Raw genomic sequence first — 20,684 nt, forward strand, 5'->3', positions numbered from 1 at the left:
CGGCCCCGCTCACGCCTCGCGAGTGATGGTCACCTTCACGAGCAGCTCACCCTTGTGGCCGCCGGCGTACACGCCGCGCAGCGGGGGCACGTCGTTGTAGTCGCGGCCTCGGCCGACGAGCACGTGGCGGTCGCCGATCTCGACGTTGTTCGTCGGGTCGAAGCCCTGCCACGAACCGTCGTACCACTCGATCCACGCGTGCGACTCACCGGTGACGGCGACGCCCACCTCGGCATCCGGGTTGGGATGCAGGTAGCCCGACACGTAGCGGGCGGGGATGCCGACGGCTCGCAGTGCGCCGAGCGTGATGTGCGCGATGTCCTGACACACACCCTTGCGTTCGGTCCATGCTTCGGCCGCGGTCGAGTGCACGCCGGTGACGCCGGGCATGTAGTCGACGGCATCGCCCACTGCGCGGGCGATCGCGAGTGCCGCTTCGGACGGGTTCGCGTGCTCGGCGGCGATGCGCGTGGCGAGCTCGGCGACCTCTGCGTGCGGCGCGGTGCGAGCGGTCTGGCCCATCATCTCGACGGTCGCGACCGAGCCGACGGCGTCTTCCGCCAGCTCGTCCCAGGTGACCTCGGCGTGCTCGACGGGCCGCGGACGCACCTCGACGAGTGATCGCGCCGTGATCATGAGCGCGGAGTGGGCGGCGAGCACGTCGAACGAGGCGACGCGGGTGCCGAAGTAGTCGGTGAAGTAATTGACACCGGTCGACGGTTCGAGATCGAGCTGCGCGCTCAGCACGAACTGGCTGTCGGTTGAGTTCGGCGTCATGCGGGCTTCGTTGTAGCTCGCACCGACATCACCCGGGTAGGTGAAGCCGGTGGCGTGCTCGATGCGCAGGCGCTTCATGAGGTCTCTCCGATCCAGCTCGGCTCGGCGTGCGTGGGGAAGAATCTTCCGCGGATCGCCTCGCTCGCCTCGCGCGTCACCTTCTGCACTTGGTCCATGTGCTCGGGCAGGTCGTCGATGATCTCGCCGATGGGGCGGTACTCGAGGTCGTTGCGGATGCGGCCGAGCGCACGCAGCACGGTGTTGGAGTGTCCGACGCGGTCGGCGACGGGGTCGATCGCGCTCATGCACTGCTCGGCCATCTGGATCGAGTGGATGATCGACCGCGGGAACAGCCGGTCGAGCAGCAGGAACTCTGCCGCGTTCGACGCGCTCGGCATGCCGCGGTAGGTGCGCAGGTACGCCTCGTACGCACCGCAGGAGCGGAGGATGGTCGTCCACGACGGACCGGATGCCTCGGTGAGCGACCGGGTCGCCAGCATCCGCGCCGTCATGTCGGTGCGTTCGATCGCGCGACCGAGCGTGAAGAACTGCCACGACTCGTCTCGGCTCGTGGAGTTGTCGGTGATGCCGACGGCGAGCGCGGCACGCTCACGCACCCACTGGAAGAACTCGTGCACCTTCTCGTCGTTGAGGCGACGGGGCATACGCGAGTAGGTGGTGTTGAGGGTCTCCCACAGTTCGGTGGAGACGATCTCGCGGGCGCGGCGTGCGTTCTCGCGGGCGGCCTGCACGGCGTAGGCGATGCTCGACGGGTTCGTGCGGTCGACGGCGAGGTGGGTGAGCACGGCGCTGCGCGTCACCCGCTCGGTGTCGGCCGGCGGGAAGGAGCCCATGACGCCCATGAGCGAGCGGCATGCGGTGTCTTCGTCGATCCACGGGTCTTCGAGCAGCAGCTGCAGGTGCACGTCGAGGATGCGGGCGGTGCCGTCGGAACGCTCGATGTAGCGTCCGATCCAGAACAGCGATTCGGCGATGCGGCTCAGCATGTCGACGCACCTCCCTCGTCACGGCCCTGCTGTTGTTGCTGCTCCTGTTCGGAGCGGCCGGCCGGCTGGTCCTGCGGTGAATGCACCTGCAGCTCTTGCGGGTCGTAGATGATCGAGATCGCCTCGGTGACGGCGGCCTGCTCTTCGACGATGCCGGCGACGTCGGGCTGCTGGCGCTGTCCGTACTCGGGGCGACCGGGCGCCGATCCGCCGACGATCCAGGTGTCTTTCGACCCGCCGCCCTGCGACGAGTTGACGACGAGCTGGCCTTCGGGGAGGGCGACGCGGGTGAGTCCGCCGGGCAGCACCCACACCTCGTCGCCGTTGTTGACGGCGAAGGGCCGCAGGTCGGCGTGGCGGGGCTGCAGGCCGTCTTCGACGAGCGTCGGGATGGTCGAGAGCATGACGACCGGCTGCGCGATCCAGCCGCGCGGGTCGGCGAGCAGCTTCTTGCGCAGTTCGTCGAGCTCACCGCGCGACGCGTCGGGGCCGACGACGAGGCCCTTGCCGCCCGAGCCGTCGACGGGCTTGACGACGAGTTCGTCGAGCCGGTCGAGCACCTCTTCGAGCGCGTCGGGCTCTTCGAGCCGCCACGTGTCGACGTTCTTGAGAATGGGCTCTTCGGCCAGGTAGTACCGGATGAGGTCTGGCACGTACGTGTAGAGGAGCTTGTCGTCGGCGACGCCGTTGCCGACCGCGTTGGCGATCGTGACGTTGCCGAGGCGTGCGGCGAGCATGAGGCCGGGGGCGCCGAGCATCGAGTCGGCGCGGAACTGCAGCGGGTCGAGGAAGTCGTCGTCGACGCGGCGGTAGATGACGTCGACCCGGCGGGGGCCGCGGGTGGTGCGCATGAACACCTTGCCGCCCTGGCACAGCAGGTCGCGGCCCTCGACGAGTTCGACACCCATGAGGCGCGCGAGCAGCGTGTGCTCGAAGTACGCCGAGTTGTAGACACCGGGGGTGAGTACGACGACGTTCGGGTCGTCGACGCCGGGCGGGGCCGATGCGCGCAGGGCCTGCAGCAGCTTGTTCGGGTAGTCGCCGACGGGTCGCACGTGCATCGAGACGAACAGCTCGGGCAGGGTCTGCGCCATGACACGACGGTTCGAGATGACGTAACTGACGCCCGAGGGCACGCGCACGTTGTCTTCGAGCACGCGCATCTCGCCGTGCTCGTCGCGGATCAGGTCGATGCCCGACACCTGGATGCGCACGCCGTTGGCGGAGTGGATGCCGGCGGCCTGCCGGTAGAAGTACTGCGACGACGCGATGAGCTTCGCGGGCAGCACGCCGTCGCGGACGCAGTGCTGGTGCCCGTACGCGTCGTCGAGGAACGCCTCGAGCGCCCGCACGCGCTGCTGCACGCCCTTCTCGACCTGCGACCATTCATCGAACGGGATGATGCGGGGCACCGCGTCGAGCGGGAAGGGCCGCTCTTCGCCGGCGAAGTCGAACGTGACGCCCTGCGCCAGATACGAGCTGGCGAGCGAATCGGTGCGCCCACGCAGCTCTTCCTGCGTCATCTGCGCCAACGCCTGGTAGAGCTCCCGATAGGCCGCGCGCGAAGTCGGGGGCGTGCTGAACATCTCGTCGAACGCCGGCACACCTGAAGCGGTTTTGCGCGGCGCCGCCGTGGATCCGTATCCGTCGAACAGGTCACCCATGCGACGAGCCTAACGGCCCAGGTGTTGCGACGGTGTTTCCCGTTCGGGGCCTTGCGCACCCGACGAATGTCGGTTACGACGCGCGTCGCGCGCAGCGGCGATCAGGCGGTGGATTCGCGCGCCATGAGCCGCACGTCGGCGACGAAGGAGCGGTATTCGCCGGGCGCCCTGGTGCCCGAGATGCGTTCGGTGAGCATGCTGATCGCAGCGTCGGCCATGGCTTCGTGGTCGGGTGCGATCGAGCTGAGCGAGGGGGTGAGGAATGCGTCGAGCGGCACGTCGTCGAACCCGATGACGCGCACGTCTTCGGGCACGCGCAGGCCACGTTCGCGCAGGGCGCGCATGGCGCCGATCGCGACGACGTCCGTCGCGCACAGGATGCCGTCGACGTCGGCGATCTCGTCGATGAGCAGCCCCGCCGCATCCCGCCCGCCTTCGAAGGTGTAGGCCGCAGCGCGCACGAGCGCCGCGTCGAAGGGGATGCCGGCGGCGGCGAGCGCCTCACGGTACCCGCCTGTGCGCAGGGTGGCGACGTCGATGTCGTCGGGGTCGCCGACGCGTCCGCCGAGCATCGCGATGCGGCGCGAGCCGCGCGAGACCAGATGTTCACTGGCGAGCGCCGCGCCTTTGGCGTTGGCCATCTCGACGTGGTCGAGCGGCGACGTGTACCCGCGCTCCCCCAGCACGACGATCGGAAAGTCGCCGCGCAGCAGTGTCGCGTCGTCGTCGTGCAGTTCGGCGGCGTGCAGCACGAGGCCGTCGTAGCTGCGCAGACGCGACCGGGTGATGGCATCCAGTTCGCGGTCGCGTCGGGCGCCCGTCTGTTCGATGACGAGTTCGAACCCGTCGCGGGCGGCGCGTTCGATGAGCAGGGTCGCGAGCAGGCCGAAGTACGGGCGGTCGACCTCGGGCACGGCGAGGCCGATGACACCGGTGCGCCCCTGGCGGAGGCTGCGCGCGGCGGCGTTGACGTGATAGCCGAGCGCGGCGATCGAGGCGAGCACCTTCTCGCGCGTCGAATCCCGTACGTGAGGGTGGTGGTTGACGACGTTCGAGACGGTCATGACCGAGACGCCGGCGTGCCGGGCGACGTCCTGCATCGTGGTCATGGCGTCGCTCCCCTCACCCCGCTATCGTGACACGCCTCGCTATCGTGACACGCCCCGGCCGGGTTCACCCACGCGGGCGCACCCGGACGGTCGCGACAGCGTGCGGCGGCAGCGTGAACGAGACGCGGCGCCCATCGACCGAGACGGTGAGGTCGGTGAGTGCGACGGCATCCGGTGTCTCGAAGGTGTTGTGGTCGCCGGGCGCGGCCGGGGCGAGCAGCTGCGCTCGCAGCACCTCGTCGACCGGCTCGGTGAACTCGAACTCGGCCTCGATCTCGGTCGTGAGCGAGGTGTTGGCGGCGCTGAGGGTGATCGCGCCGTCCTTGCCCGACACCGTCAGTTCGCCGTCGGCCCCGAGGGCGCCGCGCGCGGTCGGGATGAAGGTCGCGTCCTGGTGATCGGTGTACAGGTCGAACACGTGGTAGGTCGGCGTGGTGACCATGGCGGCACCGTCGGTGAGGATCATCGCCTGCAGCACGTTGACCATCTGCGCGATGTTGGCCATGCGGACCCGGTCGCCGTGGCGGTGGAAGATATTGAGGTTGATCGCGGCGACCAGCGCGTCGCGCTGCGTGTTCTGCTGGTACAAGAAGCCCGGGTTCGTACCCTCCTCCACGTCGTACCAAGTGCCCCACTCGTCGACGATGAGCGAGACGCGCTTTGCCGGGTCGTAGCGGTCCATGATGCCGCTGTGCCGCGTGATGAGCTCGTCCATGCGACGGGTCTGGCGCAGTGTCTCGTGCCAGGCGTGGTCGTCGAAGCCGGTCGCCGCGCCCTTCACCGACCATTCCCCTGTGGGCAGCGTGTAGTAGTGCAGGCTGAGGCCGTCCATGTGGTCGGCGGCGCGGGCCATGAGCACGTCGGTCCACTCGTAGTCGTCCGAGTTGGCCCCGCACGCGATCTTCGCGATGGGCTCGGCGCCGTACTTGCGCACGTACGTCTGGTACTGCCGGTATTGGTTGGCGTAGTGCAGCGGCAGCATGTTGCCACCGCATCCCCAGCTCTCGTTGCCGACGCCGAAGAACTCCACCTTCCACGGCTGTTCACGCCCGTGCCGCTTGCGCAGCTCGGCCATCGGCGCCGTGCTGTCGAGCGTCATGTATTCGATCCAGTCGTGCATCTCGGCGACCGTGCCGCTGCCGACGTTGCCGTTGATGTACGCCTCGGCATCGAGCTGGTTCAGCAGTTCGAAGTACTCGTGGGTGCCGAACGTATTCGGTTCGACGACTCCGCCCCAGTGGGTGTTCACCATCGGCTGCCGGTCGTCGCCGACACCCTTCAGCCAGTGGTATTCGTCGGCGAAGCAGCCGCCGGGCCAACGCACGAGCGGCACCTTGATGTGGCGGAGCGCCGCGATCACGTCGGTGCGGATGCCGTTGTGATGGGCGATCGGTGAGTCCTCACCCACCCACAATCCCTCGTACACGCAGCGGCCGAGGTGCTCGGCGAACTGGCCGTAGATGCGACGGTCGATCTGGTGCGTCGCCGTGGCGGCGTCGATGCGGATCATGGGTGGGTGAGGCCTTTCGGTCTGGTCGTGCGGTCGGTTCGGTCAGGCGGCGGCCTGTTCTCCTGTCGGCGTTGACAGAGTCTCGGGTCCTTCCATGGCCCAGGAACCTGCTCGATATTGTATCGATACATGCTTTCCACGCGACATGTTACGAATCGCGAGTTCACTCTCGACTCGATCGAGGCGCTTCTCCAGCTCGGTTACTCGCACACTCGCTCGCGGGCTCGTATCAACCCGACAGATGCGTCCGAATATCCCAATGTCGGAACCCCTGCGTAGTGTCAAAGTATGAAGATTTCGACGAGTGGCGCAGAGCTGGATCTGCCGGACGCCGTCGTCGAGCTGTCCTTCGCGGAGCTGGCTGAGCGTGTCTTCGCGGGAGAGTTTCCCGAGCTCCTCGACGAGCTTCCCGATGACGAGCCGCAGCGCACAGACCGACATGTCGAGAACCTGGCACGCCGCTCCCGCGCCCTCGCCGCCGAGCAGGATCAGTTGTTCCGCACGGTGCTCGACGAAGCCGCCGACTCCCCCGACGCCTGGGTGGGACCCGACCCGACCGGTGACCCGGATTGGTCCGACCCGCGTGGGCGAACGATCGGCGCCGTCCGACGGGAGCGACGCGAGTTCGCGGTGCGGTCAGCGGCCGCCGACCTCGCCACACGCGTTCGGCTCTCAGAGACCACGATCCGCTCACGGGCACACCGAGCCGCAGTCCTGTCGACTCGCCTCCCGCTGACGTGGCGCGGGTACCTCGCCGGCGACATCTCGGAACAGAATGCGACGACCGCCGCATCCCTCGCCGATTCACTTCCCGCCGACGAGCCGCACACCTGGACCGCATTTGACGCGGCCGTGTCCGCCGCAGCCACCACGTTGACACCGGCACGATTCAAGACCCGCGCCCGCGCGGCCCGCGAGCGCGTGTACGCAGAGTCCCTCGAAACCCGGCACACGCGCGCCGCCGCAGATCGCGACGTATGGGTCGCCCCCGAACTCGACGGCATGGGCAGCGTGACAGCGCTCCTGCCCGCCGTACAGGTGAAGGCGATCGAACGTGCGCTCGACACTCGCGCCCGCGAACTCCAGCACGCACCCGGCGAAACGCGATCATTGGCCGAACTGCGCGCCGATATCTTCGCCGACCTGCTCACCGGTGGTGAGGACAACATCAACGCGACCGTGTTCATCACGATCCCCGCGCTCACCCTGCTCGGCCACGACGACCAGCCCGCAACACTCGACGGATACGGCCCGATCGACCTCGACACCGCACGGCGCCTCGCCGCCGGATCAAAGGACTGGGTTCGGGTACTCACCGACCCGATCACCAGCAGCACGATCGACGTCGACCGACGCAGCCGCCGCATCCCCAAGCGCCTGCGCCGCTGGCTCGCCGTCCGCCGCGGCACCTGCATCTTCCCCGGCTGCGGCCGCTCCGCCCACGACTGCGACATCGACCATCGCCAGCGAGTCGAACACGGCGGCGCCACCGACCGACACAACCTCGACCCGCTGTGCGAATCGCATCACCGCATCAAAGACGAAACCCTCTGGCGGCTCGCACGAGATCCCGCAACCGACGACCCGGTCTGGACGAGCCCCACCGGCATCACGACTCGCGCCGATCCCCCGCCCTTCTGAGGCGCTTGAACCACCCCTCCGTCGCGATCGCCTGCTCGACCGTGCCGCCCGCCATGTACCCCGCAGCCAACCCGGCGAACGACGCATAGCAATCCGCGCACAGCACCCGCGTGCTCGTCCGGTGCCCACCGTCTCGCAACCGCGCCCGACACTGCTCGCAACGACTGCTCATGACGTCACCGTGACACGCCCACGCCCCACGACGCAACCAGCAATCGCACCGACAGCCCGCGCGCCCCGCCCCGCTCACAACGCGACAGGAATACGCGACGTCGACAGCCCGGCATCCACCAGCGAACGCCCCAGCGCGATCGTCGCCATGCCGGTCGCGACCGAATTGCCACCCACGGTGGGAGAGGCCGACCGCCGTCGAGGTCGTGAAGTTGTTCTGCGACATGACCATCCGAGAGACGGAGGTCTCGAGGGGATCGCGGAATCCCGGGTCAGGCGACGAGCAGATAGATCGCGCCGGCGACCGTGAGCGCAATGACGAGCCGCTCGAACACCGTCTGATCGATACGCGAGGCGACCCACCGACCAGCGAGTGCCGACACGATGACGAGCGGTGCGAGCACGGCGTCGATCAGCAGCCCGGTCGGGGTGATCATGCCGAGGCCGACGAGGAACGGCACCTTCGCGACGTTCACGATCGCGAAGAACCAGGCGGCCGTCCCCAAGAACTCCTTCACCGAGAACCGCGCCGCGAGGAAGTACATCGACATGACCGGCCCTGCCGCGTTGGCGACCATCGTCGTGAACCCGCCGAGCGTGCCGTAGACGCCGGCCGCGACGCGGTGCGACCCCTCCCCCTCCACGACGCGTCGCATGTGTCGACGCAACAGGGTGATCGCGATGACCAACAGCAGGATGCCGGCGATCACGATGCGCACGAGGTGGTCATCGGAGACCGCCAGGAACGCGATGCCGGCCAGCATTCCGACGATCACCGCCGGTGCGAGGCGCAGCAGCGCGCGGAAGTCAGCGTGCCGCCGGTAGGCGACGACGGCGAACACGTCAGCGAGGATCAGCAGCAGCAGAATCGTGCCGGTGGACTGCTTGGCGGGCAGCACCGCGGCGAACAGCGCGACCGCAACAGTTCCGGCCCCCGGCAGCGCCGTCTTCGACATCCCGATGACGAGGGCGGCGACGGCGAGCGCCGCCCACCCCAGTACCCCGAGGTCGGGCATGGCGGCTCAGCCGGCGAGCACGACGCGCAGCTGCTCGACGGCCCAATCGATCTCGGTCGCACGGATCACGAGCGGCGGCGCAATGCGCACCGTCTGCCCGTGGGTGTCCTTCACGAGCACGCCGCGTCCGAGCAGCTTCTCGGCGACGTCGCGCCCCGTGCCGACGGCAGGGTCGATGTCGACGCCGGCCCAGAGCCCGGCGACACGCACGGCGGTGACGCCGGAGCCGATGAGTCCCTCGAGCTTCGCCTCGAGGTGCTCGCCGAGTGCCTGCGCGCGCGTCTGGAACTCACCCGAAGCGAGCATCTCGACGACCTGCGTGCCGATCGCACAGGCCAGCGGGTTGCCGCCGAACGTCGAGCCGTGCTCGCCCGGTCGCAGCACGCCGAGCACGGCCTCGTCGGCGACGACTGCCGACAGCGGCACGATGCCGCCGCCGAGCGCCTTGCCGAGCAGGTACACGTCGGGCACGACGGCCTCGCGATCGCACGCGAACGTGGTGCCTGCACGGCCGAGTCCCGACTGGATCTCGTCGGCGATCATCAGCACGCCGCGGCGGTCGCAGATCTCGCGCACGGCACGCAGGTAGCCCTCCGGCGGAATGACGACACCGGCCTCGCCCTGGATCGGCTCGAGCAGCACGGCGGCGGTATCGTCGTCGATCGCGGCTTCCAGCGCCGCCGCGTCACCGAACGGCACCGAGCGGAACCCGGCCCCGTACGGTCCGAAGTCGTCGTGGGCGACGGGGTCGTCGCTGAAGCCCACGATGGTGGTGGTGCGTCCGTGGAAGTTGCCGTTGGCGACGATGATGTTCGCGGCACCGTCCGTGACGCCCTTGACCCGGTACGCCCACGCCCGCGCCACCTTGATGCCGGTCTCGACGGCCTCGGCGCCCGTGTTCATCGGCAGCACGAGGTCCTTTCCACACAACCCTGCGAGCGCCGTCGCGAAGGCGCCGAGCTTGTCGTTGTGGAACGCGCGGCTGGTGAGGGTGAGGCGGCCGAGCTGCTCGTTCGCGACGGCGATGAGCGCGGGATGCCGGTGGCCGAAGTTCACGGCGGAGTACGCCGACAGGAGATCGAGGTACCGCTTGCCCTCGACGTCGGTGACCCATGCGCCCTCGCCGCGGCTGAGGACGACCGGCAGCGGCGAATAGTTGCGTGCGACATGGTCTGCTTCGGACGCGATGATGCCGATGGCGGCGGTCGCGGGCTGCGGGGTGTGGACGGTCATCGGATTCCTTCCGGACGATCACGCAGTTCGAGCGTGCAGCACTTGATGCCGCCGCCGCCGAGCAGCAGCTCGGACAGGTCGATCGGCACGGGAACGTAGCCGCGGGCGCGCAGCTGTTCGGCGAAGTCGGTCGCGCGCGGCGAGATGAAGACGTGACGCCCGTCGGATGCCGCGTTCAACCCGAACACGGCCCCGTCGGCGTCTGAGACGCGGATCGCGTTGGGGAACCGCTCCGCGAGCACCCGCTGCGATGCCTCGTCGAATGCGGCGGGCAGGTAGGCGATGTTCGCGGCATCCACCCCGCCGACGCCCTGCACGGGGTCGAGCACGGCGATCGCGGTGTCGAGGTGGTAGAAGCGGGGGTCGACGAGGGTGAGCGAGATGACGTCGCGGCCGAACACGGCGGCGACCTCTTCGTGGCCGCCCGTCGACGAGCGGAAGCCGGTGCCGGCGAGGATCGCGTCGCCTACGAGCAGGAAGTCGCCTTCGCCCTCCTGCACCGCTGTCGGGCGCACGACGTCGAAGCCGTGGTCTGCGAACCACTCCATGAACGGCTGCTCTTCACCGCGGCGCTCGTCGACGCGGAACCGCACGCCGAGCGCGACACCGTCGATCACGAAGCCGCCGTTGGCGGTGTAGACCATGTCGGGCAGCCTCGGCACCGGGTCGATCAGCTCGACCGTGTGCCCGAGCCGAAGGTAGGTGTCGTACAGTTCCTGCCACTGCGCGACGGCCTTTGCGGTGTCGGTGGGGCGAGCAGGCTCCATCCACGGGTTGATCGAATACCGCACCGTGAAGTGCTCGGGCCGGCACATGAGATACCGGCGTCGGTGCGCGACGCGCTCGGGTGCGTCGAGGCCCGCGACGGGCTGCTGCGAGGACATTTCGCTCCTGATCTGGGGCGGACGGCGGACGCTGTCCAGGGGCCCGGCGGAGCTGCCGAAGAGCCGACTGTCCGGGCACGCCTCGACCATTGTGTCACGGCATCCGTGCCCAGCCCTGGGCGTGAAGCGGCCGATTCTGCCAGTCTGAGAGCATGACGCGACGCACCGGCGACCAGACGCGTGAGCTGCTGATCCGCATCGGCATGCAGATGCTGCTCGAACGCGGGGTCAGCGCGGGCGTGCAGCACATCCGTCTGCAAGACGTGCTGCGCCGCGCCGGACTGACCACAGGCGCTGCCTACCGGCTGTGGGCCGACCAGACCGACTACCAGCGCGACCTCGCCGTCGCGATGGTCAAACTGCGTGCCGCATCACCTGCCGACGCGGTCATGGCGGCCGTCAAGGAGCTCATCGAATCGGGCGCACCCGGTGACGACGTCATCCGCGCCGCCGCCGCATCGCACGTGCGCAGCGCGACGGGTGCGGATGCCGCGGGCGACAACCCGCTCGACTCGCAGGCGTTCCTCATCGCGCTGGCGTTGCGCACGACCGCGCACACGTGGCCCGAACTCACCGAGGCCAGCCGCGAGCGACATTACGAGTCGACCGCCGCCTACGCGGAGTTCTACAGCCTGCTCATGAAGTCGTACGGCCTTCGAATGCGCGAGCCGCTCACCCTCGATGACTTCACCGAGGCGATGGCGGCGCTGGGAGAAGGGTTCGCGGTGCGGGCGCTCGAAGGCATCGAGCATCCCACCTACACGTTCACCGCTGAAGACGAAGCGCCGGACGGCACCTGGACGCTGTTCGCACTGGGCGTGCGCGCACTCGTCAACGAATTCATGGTGCCCGACGCACCGCGCGACTAGACGACCCGCCCCGGGGCCGAATGTCTCCGACCCCAGCGGCGATGTCGCTCGGGTTCTCGGGTGAGGCTCGGCGGTCGAGAGTGCTGGAACGGCGACCCGCCTGAATTCCTTGTGACGCTCCCCTGCGTCCCTCCCATGGTGGCGGCAGGCCGCACCTGGATGCCAGAAAGATAAGATGTTTTTCTTCGGGCCCCGGTGGTCGTGCCACCCAATGGTCGAGTGCCGCGCCGCAGGCGCGGTGTATCGAGACCCGATTCACTCCGCCGTCACGACGAGCTTGCCGGTGACGCCGCCGGCATCCATCGCGCGCAGCGCCGCTCCGGCACGCGAGCGCGGCCAGGTCGCCGAGATGTGCGGTCGGAGCTGCCCGTCGGCTGCGAGGTGCAGCAGCCGCTCGGTGACCTCGGGTTTCGCGGTCGCGGCGAGCGCGCGGATGCGTCGGCGACGGTTCGACCGGATCGCGCCGTGCAGCATCCGCCCGAGCGGTCCGAGCACGCGACCGGTGCCACCCGAGACGCTGACGATGGTGCCGCCGTCGCGGAGCAGTCGCTGCAGCACCGGCAGTGGCGCGTCACCGCCGAGCACGATAATCGCATCCCACGCGTCGCGCGGCCAGTTCGTGAGGTTCTGATCGCGGTCACCGGTTTCGGCGGCGCCCTGTGCTGCCGCGGCATCCATCGCGTCGGGCCGGGTGAGCGCGTGCACGTGCGCGCCGCGCAGCGCCGCGAGCCGCACGACATAGAGACCGACACCGCCGCCCGCGCCGAGCACGAGCACCCGGTCGCCGCGTTCGACCGCCGCCTTCTCGAGCGCTTGCCAGGCCGTGCCGCCCGCGAGCGGGAGCGCGGCCGCCGTCTCGTCGGAGACGCCGTCGGGTATCGCGACGAGCGACGCGGCGCGCGCGACGACGGATGCCGCCAGTCCCCCGCCCGGCAACTCCCCCACGACCCGGTCACCGACCCGGAAGCCGGTGACGTCGGGCCCGAGTGCCGCGACGCGACCTGCGACATCGCGACCTGGGACGGGGGTCTTCGGACGCGTGAGGCCGAAGGCTGCGCGCACGATCAGGGGCTCGCCGCGCATGATGCGCACGTCGGCCGAGTTCAATGCCGTCGCGGCGATGTCGATACGCACCTCTCCGGCCCCCGGCGTCGGCACGGGGACCTCGCGGGGCTGCACGACGTCTGGGCCGCCGTAGGCGTCCTGCGTCCAGGCGGTCATCGTGTCGGTCATGGTTCCTCCGGGTACTGAAAGACGGCGTCGAGCGGGCGCCCGAGCGCGTGCGAGATCTGGAAGGCGAGTTCGAGCGTCGGCGAGTACTTGCCCTGCTCGAGTGCGATGAGGGTTTGCCGGGTGACCCCGATCCGGCCCGCGAGGTCGGCTTGGGTCATGCCGGCATCCTCACGAAGGGCACGGATGATGTTCGTGACGCGAGTGGGGCGCACCATCACTGGAACCCTCGGCGGTAGGCGACCAATCGTGCGATCGTGCCGACGAAGGCCGAGACGAAGAAGCCCGCGAACAGTGCGTTGCCGATCCAGAACGACGCGGCGTCGAGCATGGCGAGCGCCAGGCCGGCAAGCCCGCCGAGCACCAGGAACGCCTGCCCGACGCGGTCGCCGAAGCGCTCGATCTCACGGTCGCGCTGATCCATCACGTGCTGCTCACCGGCGTCACGCATGCCGGCGACGATGCCCCAGGCGATGCTGAGCGCGATCGAGACGACGATGCCGACGCCGATCGCCCACAGCATGGGTGCCACCCAGTCGACGCGCTCGATGCCGCGCGAGAGCTGCGGCAGCACGAGCACGAGGTAGACCGTGATCGCGATCGGGCTCGCGATGAGCTGCGACCACGTGATCCGTTCGGCGTATCCGATGTTCACGCCCCACCTCCGATGTCAAGGATTCTTTACATCGGAGCGTACGCGCGCTGCTCGCTGCGTGTCAAGTATTCTTTACACCGGTGAGTGGTTCAGATGACCTCGGCACTCCAGTCGTCGCGGTTGCCGAAGCGGTGCGCGGTGATCGTGATCGACTGCTCATGCAGGAACGGCAGCAGTTCGAGGCGTCCGGCGGTGGTCACCTCGTTGTCGTAGACGGCGAGGTCGGGGTCGCCCGAGGTCGCCTCGGCGATGCGGGCCCGCGTCTCGGCGACCGACTCGGTCGAGCCGACCAGCCGCACGCGGGTCGCACGCGGCTCCGCCGTCTCGCCCTCGACAGGCGTGGCGCGCCCACTGATGCGCTGCAGCCACTCGTCGTCGGACTCGAGGAACACCGGCACGTCGAGCTCGCCGAGCGCATGCCGCACCTCTGCCGGCAGCCCTACCGGCGTGCTGAGGGTGAACCGCGCTCCGGCGCGCACACCCGCGACGACGACACGCAGCAGACCGTGCCACGTGGCATCCTTCGTCGCGCGGATCGCGACGGGCACCGGGCGGTACCGGAACAGATTGCGCTCGACCCCGAGCTGCGAGACGTCGCGCACCTGGCCGAACTCGCGATCCCACACGAGCGCGTCCGACAGGGCGCCGCGGCGCAGCCAGTCGAACGCGGCGTAGTCGAGGGTCGGCTGCGCCGCCTCGATGACGGTCGTGATGCGGGTGTCGAGTCCGCGCAGATGCAGGGTCGACGAGGGCGCGGCACCCGACGACGCCCGCCACGAGCCGAGCCCGACGAGGTAGTTCGGGCCCCCGGCCTTCGTGCCGGGGCCGACCGACGAGCGCTTCCAGCCGCCGAACGGCTGGCGCTGCACGATCGCGCCGGTGATGCCGCGATTGACGTACAGGTTGCCCGCCTGCACCTCGTCGAGCCATTGCGCCAGCTCGTCGGGGTTCTGCGTGTAGAGCCCCGCGGTCAGCCCGTACGCGACGGCGTTCTGCAGTTCGATCGCACGGGTCAGGTTCGGCGCGTGCAAGATGCCGAGCATCGGGCCGAAGAACTCCTCGAGGTGCGTGCGCGACCCCGGCTGCACGCCCACACGCACACCGGGCGACCACAATCGCCCTTCGTACTCGGGCGTCGTCTCGACGCGGTGGGGTTCGATGAGCCAGCGTTCGCCCTCGTCGAGGGTCGTGAGTGCCCACTCGAGCTTGCCGCGCGGCGGCTCGACGACCGGCCCCATCTCGGTGCGCGGATCGGTCGGCAGCCCCACGTGCAGCGACGAGACCGCATCGAGCAGCTGCCGCGAGAACCGCTCCGAACGGCTCACCGAACCGACGAGGATCGCGATGGATGCCGCCGAGCACTTCTGCCCCGCATGTCCGAAGGCGCTGCGCACGAGGTCTGCCGCGGCGAGATCCAGGTCGGCCGACGGGGTGATGATCATGGCGTTCTTGCCGCTGGTCTCGGCAAGCAGCGGCAGGTCGGTGCGCCACGACCGGAACAGCGCGGCCGTGTCCCACGCGCCGGTGAGGATGACGCGGTCCACGTCTGGATGCGAGACGAGACGCTGCCCGAGCTCGCCCTCGTCGATGTCGACGAGGGTCAGCAGGTCGCGCGAGACGCCGGCGGCATCCAACGCGGTCCACAGCGCCTCGGCCACCACGGCGGCGCACCGGCGCGCTTGCGGGGCCGGCTTGAAGACGACGCCCGATCCTGCGGCGAGCGCTGCCAGCACCCCGCCGGCCGGAATCGCGACCGGAAAGTTCCACGGCGGTGTCACGAGCGTGAGTCGGGCGGGCACGAACACGGCGCCGCTCACGCGGTCGAGTTCGCGCGCTGTCGCGGCGTAGTAGGCGGCGAAGTCGACGGCTTCTGACACTTCGACGTCGGCCTCGGCGAACACCTTGCCCGTCTCGGACGCGGCGACCTCGATCAGCTCGCCGCGCCGCGCTTCGAGCGCACGGGCGGCGGCCATCAGCACGGCGGCGCGGTCGGTCGCCGGGGTCGAACCCCACGCGTCGGCGGCTTCGCGCACGCAGCGGATGCGTTCTTCGAGCACCTCGGCGTCGTCGATGCGGGCCGCTGCGATCGTGGCATCCCCCGCTGTCGACGACTCGACGCGGGCGAGGATGCCGTGGGCCCAGTCGCGGTTGGCGGGCAACGCCGGGTCGGAGTCTGCGGCATTGCGGAACCCGGGTGCGCCGCTGGCGTGCGCGTCGCGCTCACGTGGCGCGAACACGGCGGTCTCGACGTAGGGCTGGCCGCCGAACAGCAGCTGCTCGGCGGCGGGTTCGAGCGGCTGCGTCTCTTCGGGATCGACCGCCTGCGAGCGGGCGATGCCCAGCACGGCCTGCGTGAGCGCGGCGTCGTCATCGGCGTCGCGCGTGAGACGACGCGAGGCCGGCTCGGGTGCGAACGCGGTCGCGGTGCGGTCCTGTGTGCGGTTCGGGCCGACCGGCAGCGACGGATCGTCGGCGCGCTCGAGCGATGCGATGAACCGGTCGCGCTCGCGGTCGAACAGGGCGGGATCTTCATCGAGGTCGAACGCGGCGGAGAGGAAGTTCTCGCTCGACGCGTTCTCCTCCAGCCGGCGCACGAGGTAGCTGATGGCGACGTCGAACTCGTCGGGGCGAACGACCGGCACATACAGCAGCACGTGGCCGACCTCGCGGGCGACCGCCTGCACCTGGCCCTGAGCCATGCCCAGCAGCATCTCGAACTCGATGTCGTCGGTGACGCCGCGATCGCGCGCGAGCTCCCAGGCGTACGCGACGTCGAACAGGTTGTGCCCCGCGACGCCGACGCGCACGGCGGCCGTGTGCTCGGGCTGCAGCGCTTCGCGCAGGCACGCGATGTAGCTCGCGTCGGTGTCGAGCTTGCTGGCGTGGGTGGCGAGCGGCCAGTCGTGCATGACGGCATCCACGCGTTCCATCGCGAGGTTCGCGCCCTTCACGAGCCGCACCTTGATGCGCGCGCCGCCGGCGGCGACACGACCCTGCGCCCAGGCGGTGAGTTCGCGCAATGCGGGCAGAGCGTCGGGCAGGTAGGCCTGCAGCACGATGCCGGCTTCGAGGCCCTGCAGGCGCGGGTCTTCGAGCAGACGGGTGAACACCGCGATCGTCAGGTCGAGGTCGCGGTACTCCTCCATATCGAGGTTGATGAAGGTGCCGTCCTCGGCGGCGCTGAGATACAGCGGCAGCAGCCGCTCGACGACGTCGTCGACGACCTGATCGAACGCCCACATCGTGATGCGGCTGATGATCGCCGACACCTTCACCGACACGTAGTCGACGTCGTCGCGGCGGACGAGGTCGTGGATGCCGTCGAGTCGACGCTTCGCTTCGGTCTCGCCCAGCACCGCCTCACCCAGCAGGTTCAGGTTGAGCCGGGCGCCGGACGCACGGATGCGGGCGATCGCCTCGCCGAGCTTGTCGGGGCGGGCGTCGACGATCAGGTGACCGACCATCTCGCGAAGCACCCGCCGCGCGATCGGCACCGTCGGCACCGGCAGCACCGGCGCGATCGCACCACCGGCGCGCACCGCACCGCGCAGATACCAGGGCAGAAAGTCGGGCACGAGCGGCGCGACCCGCTGCAACCGGGATGCCGCGGCCACCGCGCTCTCGGGGCGCATCACCCCGTCGACGAACCCGATCGTGAACGGCAGCCCGTTCGGGTCTTTCAGCACGCCCGCGAGGCGTTCGGCGGAGGCATCGACATCGGTGTCGGCGGATTCGTCGACCCAGCGGCGCGCGAGCTCGATCGCCCGACGGCCCAGGTCGCCCGTGGGCGCTTGTGGCGCCGCAGAGGAGGAGGCTGGCATGGCTTCAGACTACGTCGGCGGGTGTCCCGAGCGACGGTGGTCTCGAGCCGTTTCGTCTGCCGATCGCACCGGCGAACGCGGCATCCTCCTAGACTGCGGCTGTGACCTCGCCCGCCGACCCCGCACAGCCGGCGTCCGGCGAATCCGCCACCGCGGCGAAGGCCGCGCGCACGTCGCGGTTCAGCAGGTTGCGCAAAGCGAGCGATCGCGTCCCCACGAAGTGGTTCGCGGCGATCGGAACCGGGTTGTTTCTGGCGGCGACCGCAGCATTCGGCGGACTGGGATCGGCTCCCGAAGAGGTGGTCGCGCTCGCCGATGTGGGCGCAGGCGAGGCGCACGTCAGCGAATACCTGTCACTTCAAATAGACCGTGCTGTGCTCATCGACGAGCTCAGAGGCAGCGGCGCGACGCCGGCGGAAGGCGAACGCCTCCTCGTCCTGCTCACCCGTGTCGAGAACCTGTGGGACCGTCCCGTCGGCACGGGCATCGTCTCCGACATCAAGAACACCATCCGGTTGGTCGATGATGAGCGAGCGGCGGCTGCCATCGTCCGCGAAGATGACCTCACGACATCTCCGACGTTGCAGCCTGACGTGCCGGTGCCGCTCGCCTTCACGTGGACCGTGCCCGCGGATCGCTATGCCGAGGGCGACACGCTCGAGGTGACGCTGCTCGACCCTGTAGTCGAGACCGGTGTGATCCTGTTCTCGGGCGAGTATCGCGGGCAACCCGTGCCAGCCGCGATCGCGACGATCGAACTCGAGGACGCCGGGGCGGGTGATGCCCAGTGAAGCCAGCGGTGGCTTGGGCGGTCGGCCTAGCGATGATCGTCGCCGCCTGGTTCGTATCCGGGCAGACCCCTGAGGGCGCCGACCTGGCGAGCGAGCCGTTCTCAGTTTCGGCCACTGTCGGTGAACCTGCCGAAGGCCGCAACGTGGGGATCGAGGTCCATGCACTCGCACTGGCCGAGCGGGTCGAAGCAGACATCTGGTCCGCGGAGGGGACGTGGCTCGTCGTCGACCTCGACGTCTGGGCCATCGAGTCCGAGCCCGGCGCGACCTTCAACGCCGCAGCGTTGCAGCTTGGCGACCGCACCTTCACAGCGAGCGAGCGCGGCGATTCGATGCTTGGAGCGTTCCCGCTCATCGACGTGGCGACACGTGGCAGGATCGCATTCGAGCTCCCAGCCGATGCGGCCGATGCGCGCGGCACGCTGCGCCTCGGCCTCAACGGCACGTCAGACGTCGACACGCTGTTTCTCGGCGACTCGGTCATCGAGATCCCCGTCGACTTGGCCGAGGTCGACCGTGTCGAAACCCTCACGCTCGACGCGACGGAGTGGGTGCGCTGATGGCTCGGGGATGGTGGCGGACGAACCTTCTGGCGCTCATGGTGCTCGCGGTGCTCATCCCGTTCTCGATCGCATCGTTCTCTTCGATCGAGGTCGGCGCCGTCCGCAACGGTGAACGGGATGTCGCGCCTGGACAAGTCACCGAATACGGCGACTGGGAGTTCGGCCCCGCGACCGTGCGCCCGTATCAGGACGACGAGATCGACGTGCCACCGGGCCGCACGCTCATGATCATCTCCGTGCGCCTGGACCCCGGCAAGGACAAGGTCAGCTGCGTCGCGCCCACACTGCGAGATGCCGACACCGGCAAGACCTATCGTTCGTCGCCGTCGGGCACGTGGATGCCGGGCGAGGGCGAGACGTCGCTCTGCCCGACTGAGTCACGAGCGCCGGTCGATCTCGTCTCGATGGTCTTCGTCCCCGCTGACGCGGATCGACTCGAGGCCGTCGTCTTCACGACCGGCGTCGATGGCGCCACCGATATCCGGCTCGGGGTCGACGACTGACGACGACAGCCGCCCGAGCGTGCGATCGTAGACAGCTGAGATGACGGCGATCCGCACCGGCTCGACGAGCACCGATGCGACCACGACGAGGCCCGCCACGATGATGAACTGCATCCGGTACTCGTACGGTCCGATGACGCGCGCGACGATGGCGATGAACCACTCCTCGCCCGCTGTGAGCACTGTCACCGCGAGGATGTACCCGCCGATGAGCACAGGGCCTGCCCGCCACATCAGGAGCAGCGCGGCACCGATTGGGCGGAACTTGGCGGTGATGCTCGCACCCCAGTCGCTCAGCCGCTTGCGAACCAGCTCCGGCAGACGGGCGTAGCGACCCCGGAGACGCTTCGGCACGCGACCGGAGAGTTCCGGCGCCTCCGCTTTCACCGCCTGGCCGTAAATGACACCGGCGATCGTCAGCCACGCGACCGGCAGGAGGATGATCCCAGCGGCCTCCCCCAGCAGCCATTCGATACCGTCCCACAGGAACCCCAACGGCGCGAGCACGCCGACAAGGCTCTCGCGGATGTCGGCGAGCCACACCATCGCGACGCGCGACTGCACCCATTCGTTGACGAACGCGAGCGCGTCGGCGACGAGGTATGCAGCGAGGTACACCCAGAGCGCCTCGAGGTAGACGGCGATGATTCCGGTCCACTTCGGCAGCTTCGACTGGAACTTCTTCAGCACCCAGCGCGCGAGGTACGCCGTCACCAGCACACCGACCGTCAGCGGATTGAAACCGAGGTCATCTCGCGTGCCGGCCGTGTCGTACTCGGCGCCACTGACCGCAGCTTCGATGCCCCAGAAGAACTGCAGCTCAAAGGCCTGATTCAGATACGCGGACACATCCTCCGCGATGAACCCCCAGGCGGCATAGAACAGCACGAAGGGCAGGATGCCGCCCAGCACGGCGTCGAGGAACGCGATCCGGCGCTCCTTGGCCGTCTCGGGAAGCGGCGCGCGCTCGCCGAGTCGCGGCATCCCCTCTCGCAGGACGAGAAGCATGGCGACGTATGCCACGAGCAGCGCGAGCGCCGCCAGCGGGAGCAGGAGGATCCCGCCGAGCGCCGTGCGCGCGCCAACTTGGGCCGCTCCCTGCAGGATGAGGTAATTGGCGATCGTGCCGCCGAGCATCCATGCCATCAACGCTGGCCAATGCCGCAACCACAAGCGCGCAGTGTGGGCGATGACGGTCAGCACGGGGCTACCGTAGCGCGATCAGCACCCGAACACCCTG

General features: G+C 69.2%; 17 protein-coding genes. 4 read left to right on the plus strand and 13 right to left on the minus strand.

Annotated features, from left to right (window positions below; translation table 11 throughout):
- Positions 1–9 precede the first annotated feature (9 nt).
- The 5 genes from AC3ENX_RS06250 to AC3ENX_RS06270 form a co-directional block, all read right to left on the minus strand.
- Entirely contained in the window at positions 10–855 is an 846-nt protein-coding gene (locus AC3ENX_RS06250; protein WP_434810993.1) for a transglutaminase family protein, read from the minus strand.
- Positions 852–1,784 (minus strand): alpha-E domain-containing protein, encoded by a 933-nt coding sequence (locus AC3ENX_RS06255; RefSeq protein ID WP_434810994.1) that lies wholly within the window; start codon positions 1,782–1,784, stop codon positions 852–854. The genes AC3ENX_RS06250 and AC3ENX_RS06255 overlap by 4 nt, the downstream gene beginning before the upstream one ends.
- Positions 1,778–3,448: a circularly permuted type 2 ATP-grasp protein gene (locus AC3ENX_RS06260; RefSeq protein WP_434810995.1), complete on the minus strand. Its 1,671-nt coding sequence runs from the start codon at positions 3,446–3,448 to the stop codon at positions 1,778–1,780. The genes AC3ENX_RS06255 and AC3ENX_RS06260 overlap by 7 nt, the downstream gene beginning before the upstream one ends.
- Positions 3,449–3,549: 101 nt before the next feature.
- A complete protein-coding gene (locus AC3ENX_RS06265) occupies positions 3,550–4,557 on the minus strand; it encodes a LacI family DNA-binding transcriptional regulator (RefSeq protein WP_434810996.1) in 1,008 nt (335 codons plus the stop codon).
- Positions 4,558–4,621: 64 nt separating this feature from the next.
- Positions 4,622–6,067 carry an alpha-N-arabinofuranosidase gene (locus AC3ENX_RS06270; RefSeq protein WP_434810997.1) on the minus strand — a complete coding sequence of 482 codons (1,446 nt, stop codon included), beginning with the start codon at positions 6,065–6,067 and terminating at the stop codon, positions 4,622–4,624.
- Positions 6,068–6,355: 288 nt separating this feature from the next.
- Between AC3ENX_RS06270 and AC3ENX_RS06275 the strand changes: the two genes are divergently transcribed.
- The gene (locus tag AC3ENX_RS06275; RefSeq protein WP_434810998.1) at positions 6,356–7,708 is read left to right on the plus strand and encodes an HNH endonuclease signature motif containing protein; all 1,353 of its coding nucleotides are present in this window, start codon (positions 6,356–6,358) and stop codon (positions 7,706–7,708) included.
- 443 nt (positions 7,709–8,151) lie between these two features.
- On the opposite strand, the gene AC3ENX_RS06280 is transcribed toward AC3ENX_RS06275, so the two are convergent.
- The 3 genes from AC3ENX_RS06280 to ddaH are packed head-to-tail and all read right to left on the minus strand — an operon-like array spanning position 8,152 to position 11,012.
- Positions 8,152–8,895, minus strand: a complete 744-nt coding sequence (locus tag AC3ENX_RS06280; RefSeq protein WP_434811000.1) for a sulfite exporter TauE/SafE family protein — start codon at positions 8,893–8,895, stop codon at positions 8,152–8,154.
- A gap of 6 nt (positions 8,896–8,901) precedes the next feature.
- Positions 8,902–10,128: an ornithine--oxo-acid transaminase gene (gene rocD / locus AC3ENX_RS06285; protein WP_434811001.1), complete on the minus strand. Its 1,227-nt coding sequence runs from the start codon at positions 10,126–10,128 to the stop codon at positions 8,902–8,904.
- Positions 10,125–11,012, minus strand: a complete 888-nt coding sequence (ddaH, locus tag AC3ENX_RS06290; protein WP_434811002.1) for a dimethylargininase — start codon at positions 11,010–11,012, stop codon at positions 10,125–10,127. The genes rocD and ddaH overlap by 4 nt, the downstream gene beginning before the upstream one ends.
- Positions 11,013–11,164: 152 nt before the next feature.
- On the opposite strand from ddaH, the gene AC3ENX_RS06295 reads away from it, so the two are divergent.
- Positions 11,165–11,881, plus strand: coding sequence for a hypothetical protein (locus tag AC3ENX_RS06295; protein ID WP_434811003.1), 717 nt, complete (start codon positions 11,165–11,167; stop codon positions 11,879–11,881).
- A gap of 255 nt (positions 11,882–12,136) precedes the next feature.
- Here the strand turns inward: AC3ENX_RS06295 and AC3ENX_RS06300 are convergent, their stop codons facing one another.
- From AC3ENX_RS06300 to AC3ENX_RS06315, 4 genes are all read right to left on the minus strand, one after another.
- Positions 12,137–13,114: a quinone oxidoreductase family protein gene (locus AC3ENX_RS06300; protein ID WP_434811004.1), complete on the minus strand. Its 978-nt coding sequence runs from the start codon at positions 13,112–13,114 to the stop codon at positions 12,137–12,139.
- Positions 13,111–13,329, minus strand: a complete 219-nt coding sequence (locus AC3ENX_RS06305; RefSeq protein WP_434811006.1) for a helix-turn-helix transcriptional regulator — start codon at positions 13,327–13,329, stop codon at positions 13,111–13,113. Before AC3ENX_RS06305 ends, AC3ENX_RS06300 begins: the two co-directional genes overlap by 4 nt.
- Positions 13,329–13,766, minus strand: coding sequence for a hypothetical protein (locus AC3ENX_RS06310; protein ID WP_434811007.1), 438 nt, complete (start codon positions 13,764–13,766; stop codon positions 13,329–13,331). Before AC3ENX_RS06310 ends, AC3ENX_RS06305 begins: the two co-directional genes overlap by 1 nt.
- Before the next feature lie 89 nt (positions 13,767–13,855).
- The gene (locus AC3ENX_RS06315) at positions 13,856–17,587 is read right to left on the minus strand and encodes a proline dehydrogenase family protein (protein WP_434811009.1); all 3,732 of its coding nucleotides are present in this window, start codon (positions 17,585–17,587) and stop codon (positions 13,856–13,858) included.
- A 101-nt stretch (positions 17,588–17,688) separates the two neighbouring features.
- Between AC3ENX_RS06315 and AC3ENX_RS06320 the strand changes: the two genes are divergently transcribed.
- Together AC3ENX_RS06320 and AC3ENX_RS06325 are read left to right on the plus strand one after the other, a co-directional pair.
- Positions 17,689–18,378, plus strand: coding sequence for a hypothetical protein (locus AC3ENX_RS06320; RefSeq protein ID WP_434811010.1), 690 nt, complete (start codon positions 17,689–17,691; stop codon positions 18,376–18,378).
- A gap of 8 nt (positions 18,379–18,386) precedes the next feature.
- A complete protein-coding gene (locus tag AC3ENX_RS06325; protein WP_434811012.1) occupies positions 18,387–18,938 on the plus strand; it encodes a hypothetical protein in 552 nt (183 codons plus the stop codon).
- A 380-nt stretch (positions 18,939–19,318) separates the two neighbouring features.
- Here the strand turns inward: AC3ENX_RS06325 and AC3ENX_RS06330 are convergent, their stop codons facing one another.
- Positions 19,319–20,647: a hypothetical protein gene (locus tag AC3ENX_RS06330; RefSeq protein WP_434811013.1), complete on the minus strand. Its 1,329-nt coding sequence runs from the start codon at positions 20,645–20,647 to the stop codon at positions 19,319–19,321.
- Positions 20,648–20,684 lie beyond the last annotated feature (37 nt).

The organism is Microbacterium sp. bgisy189, from assembly GCF_057707225.1.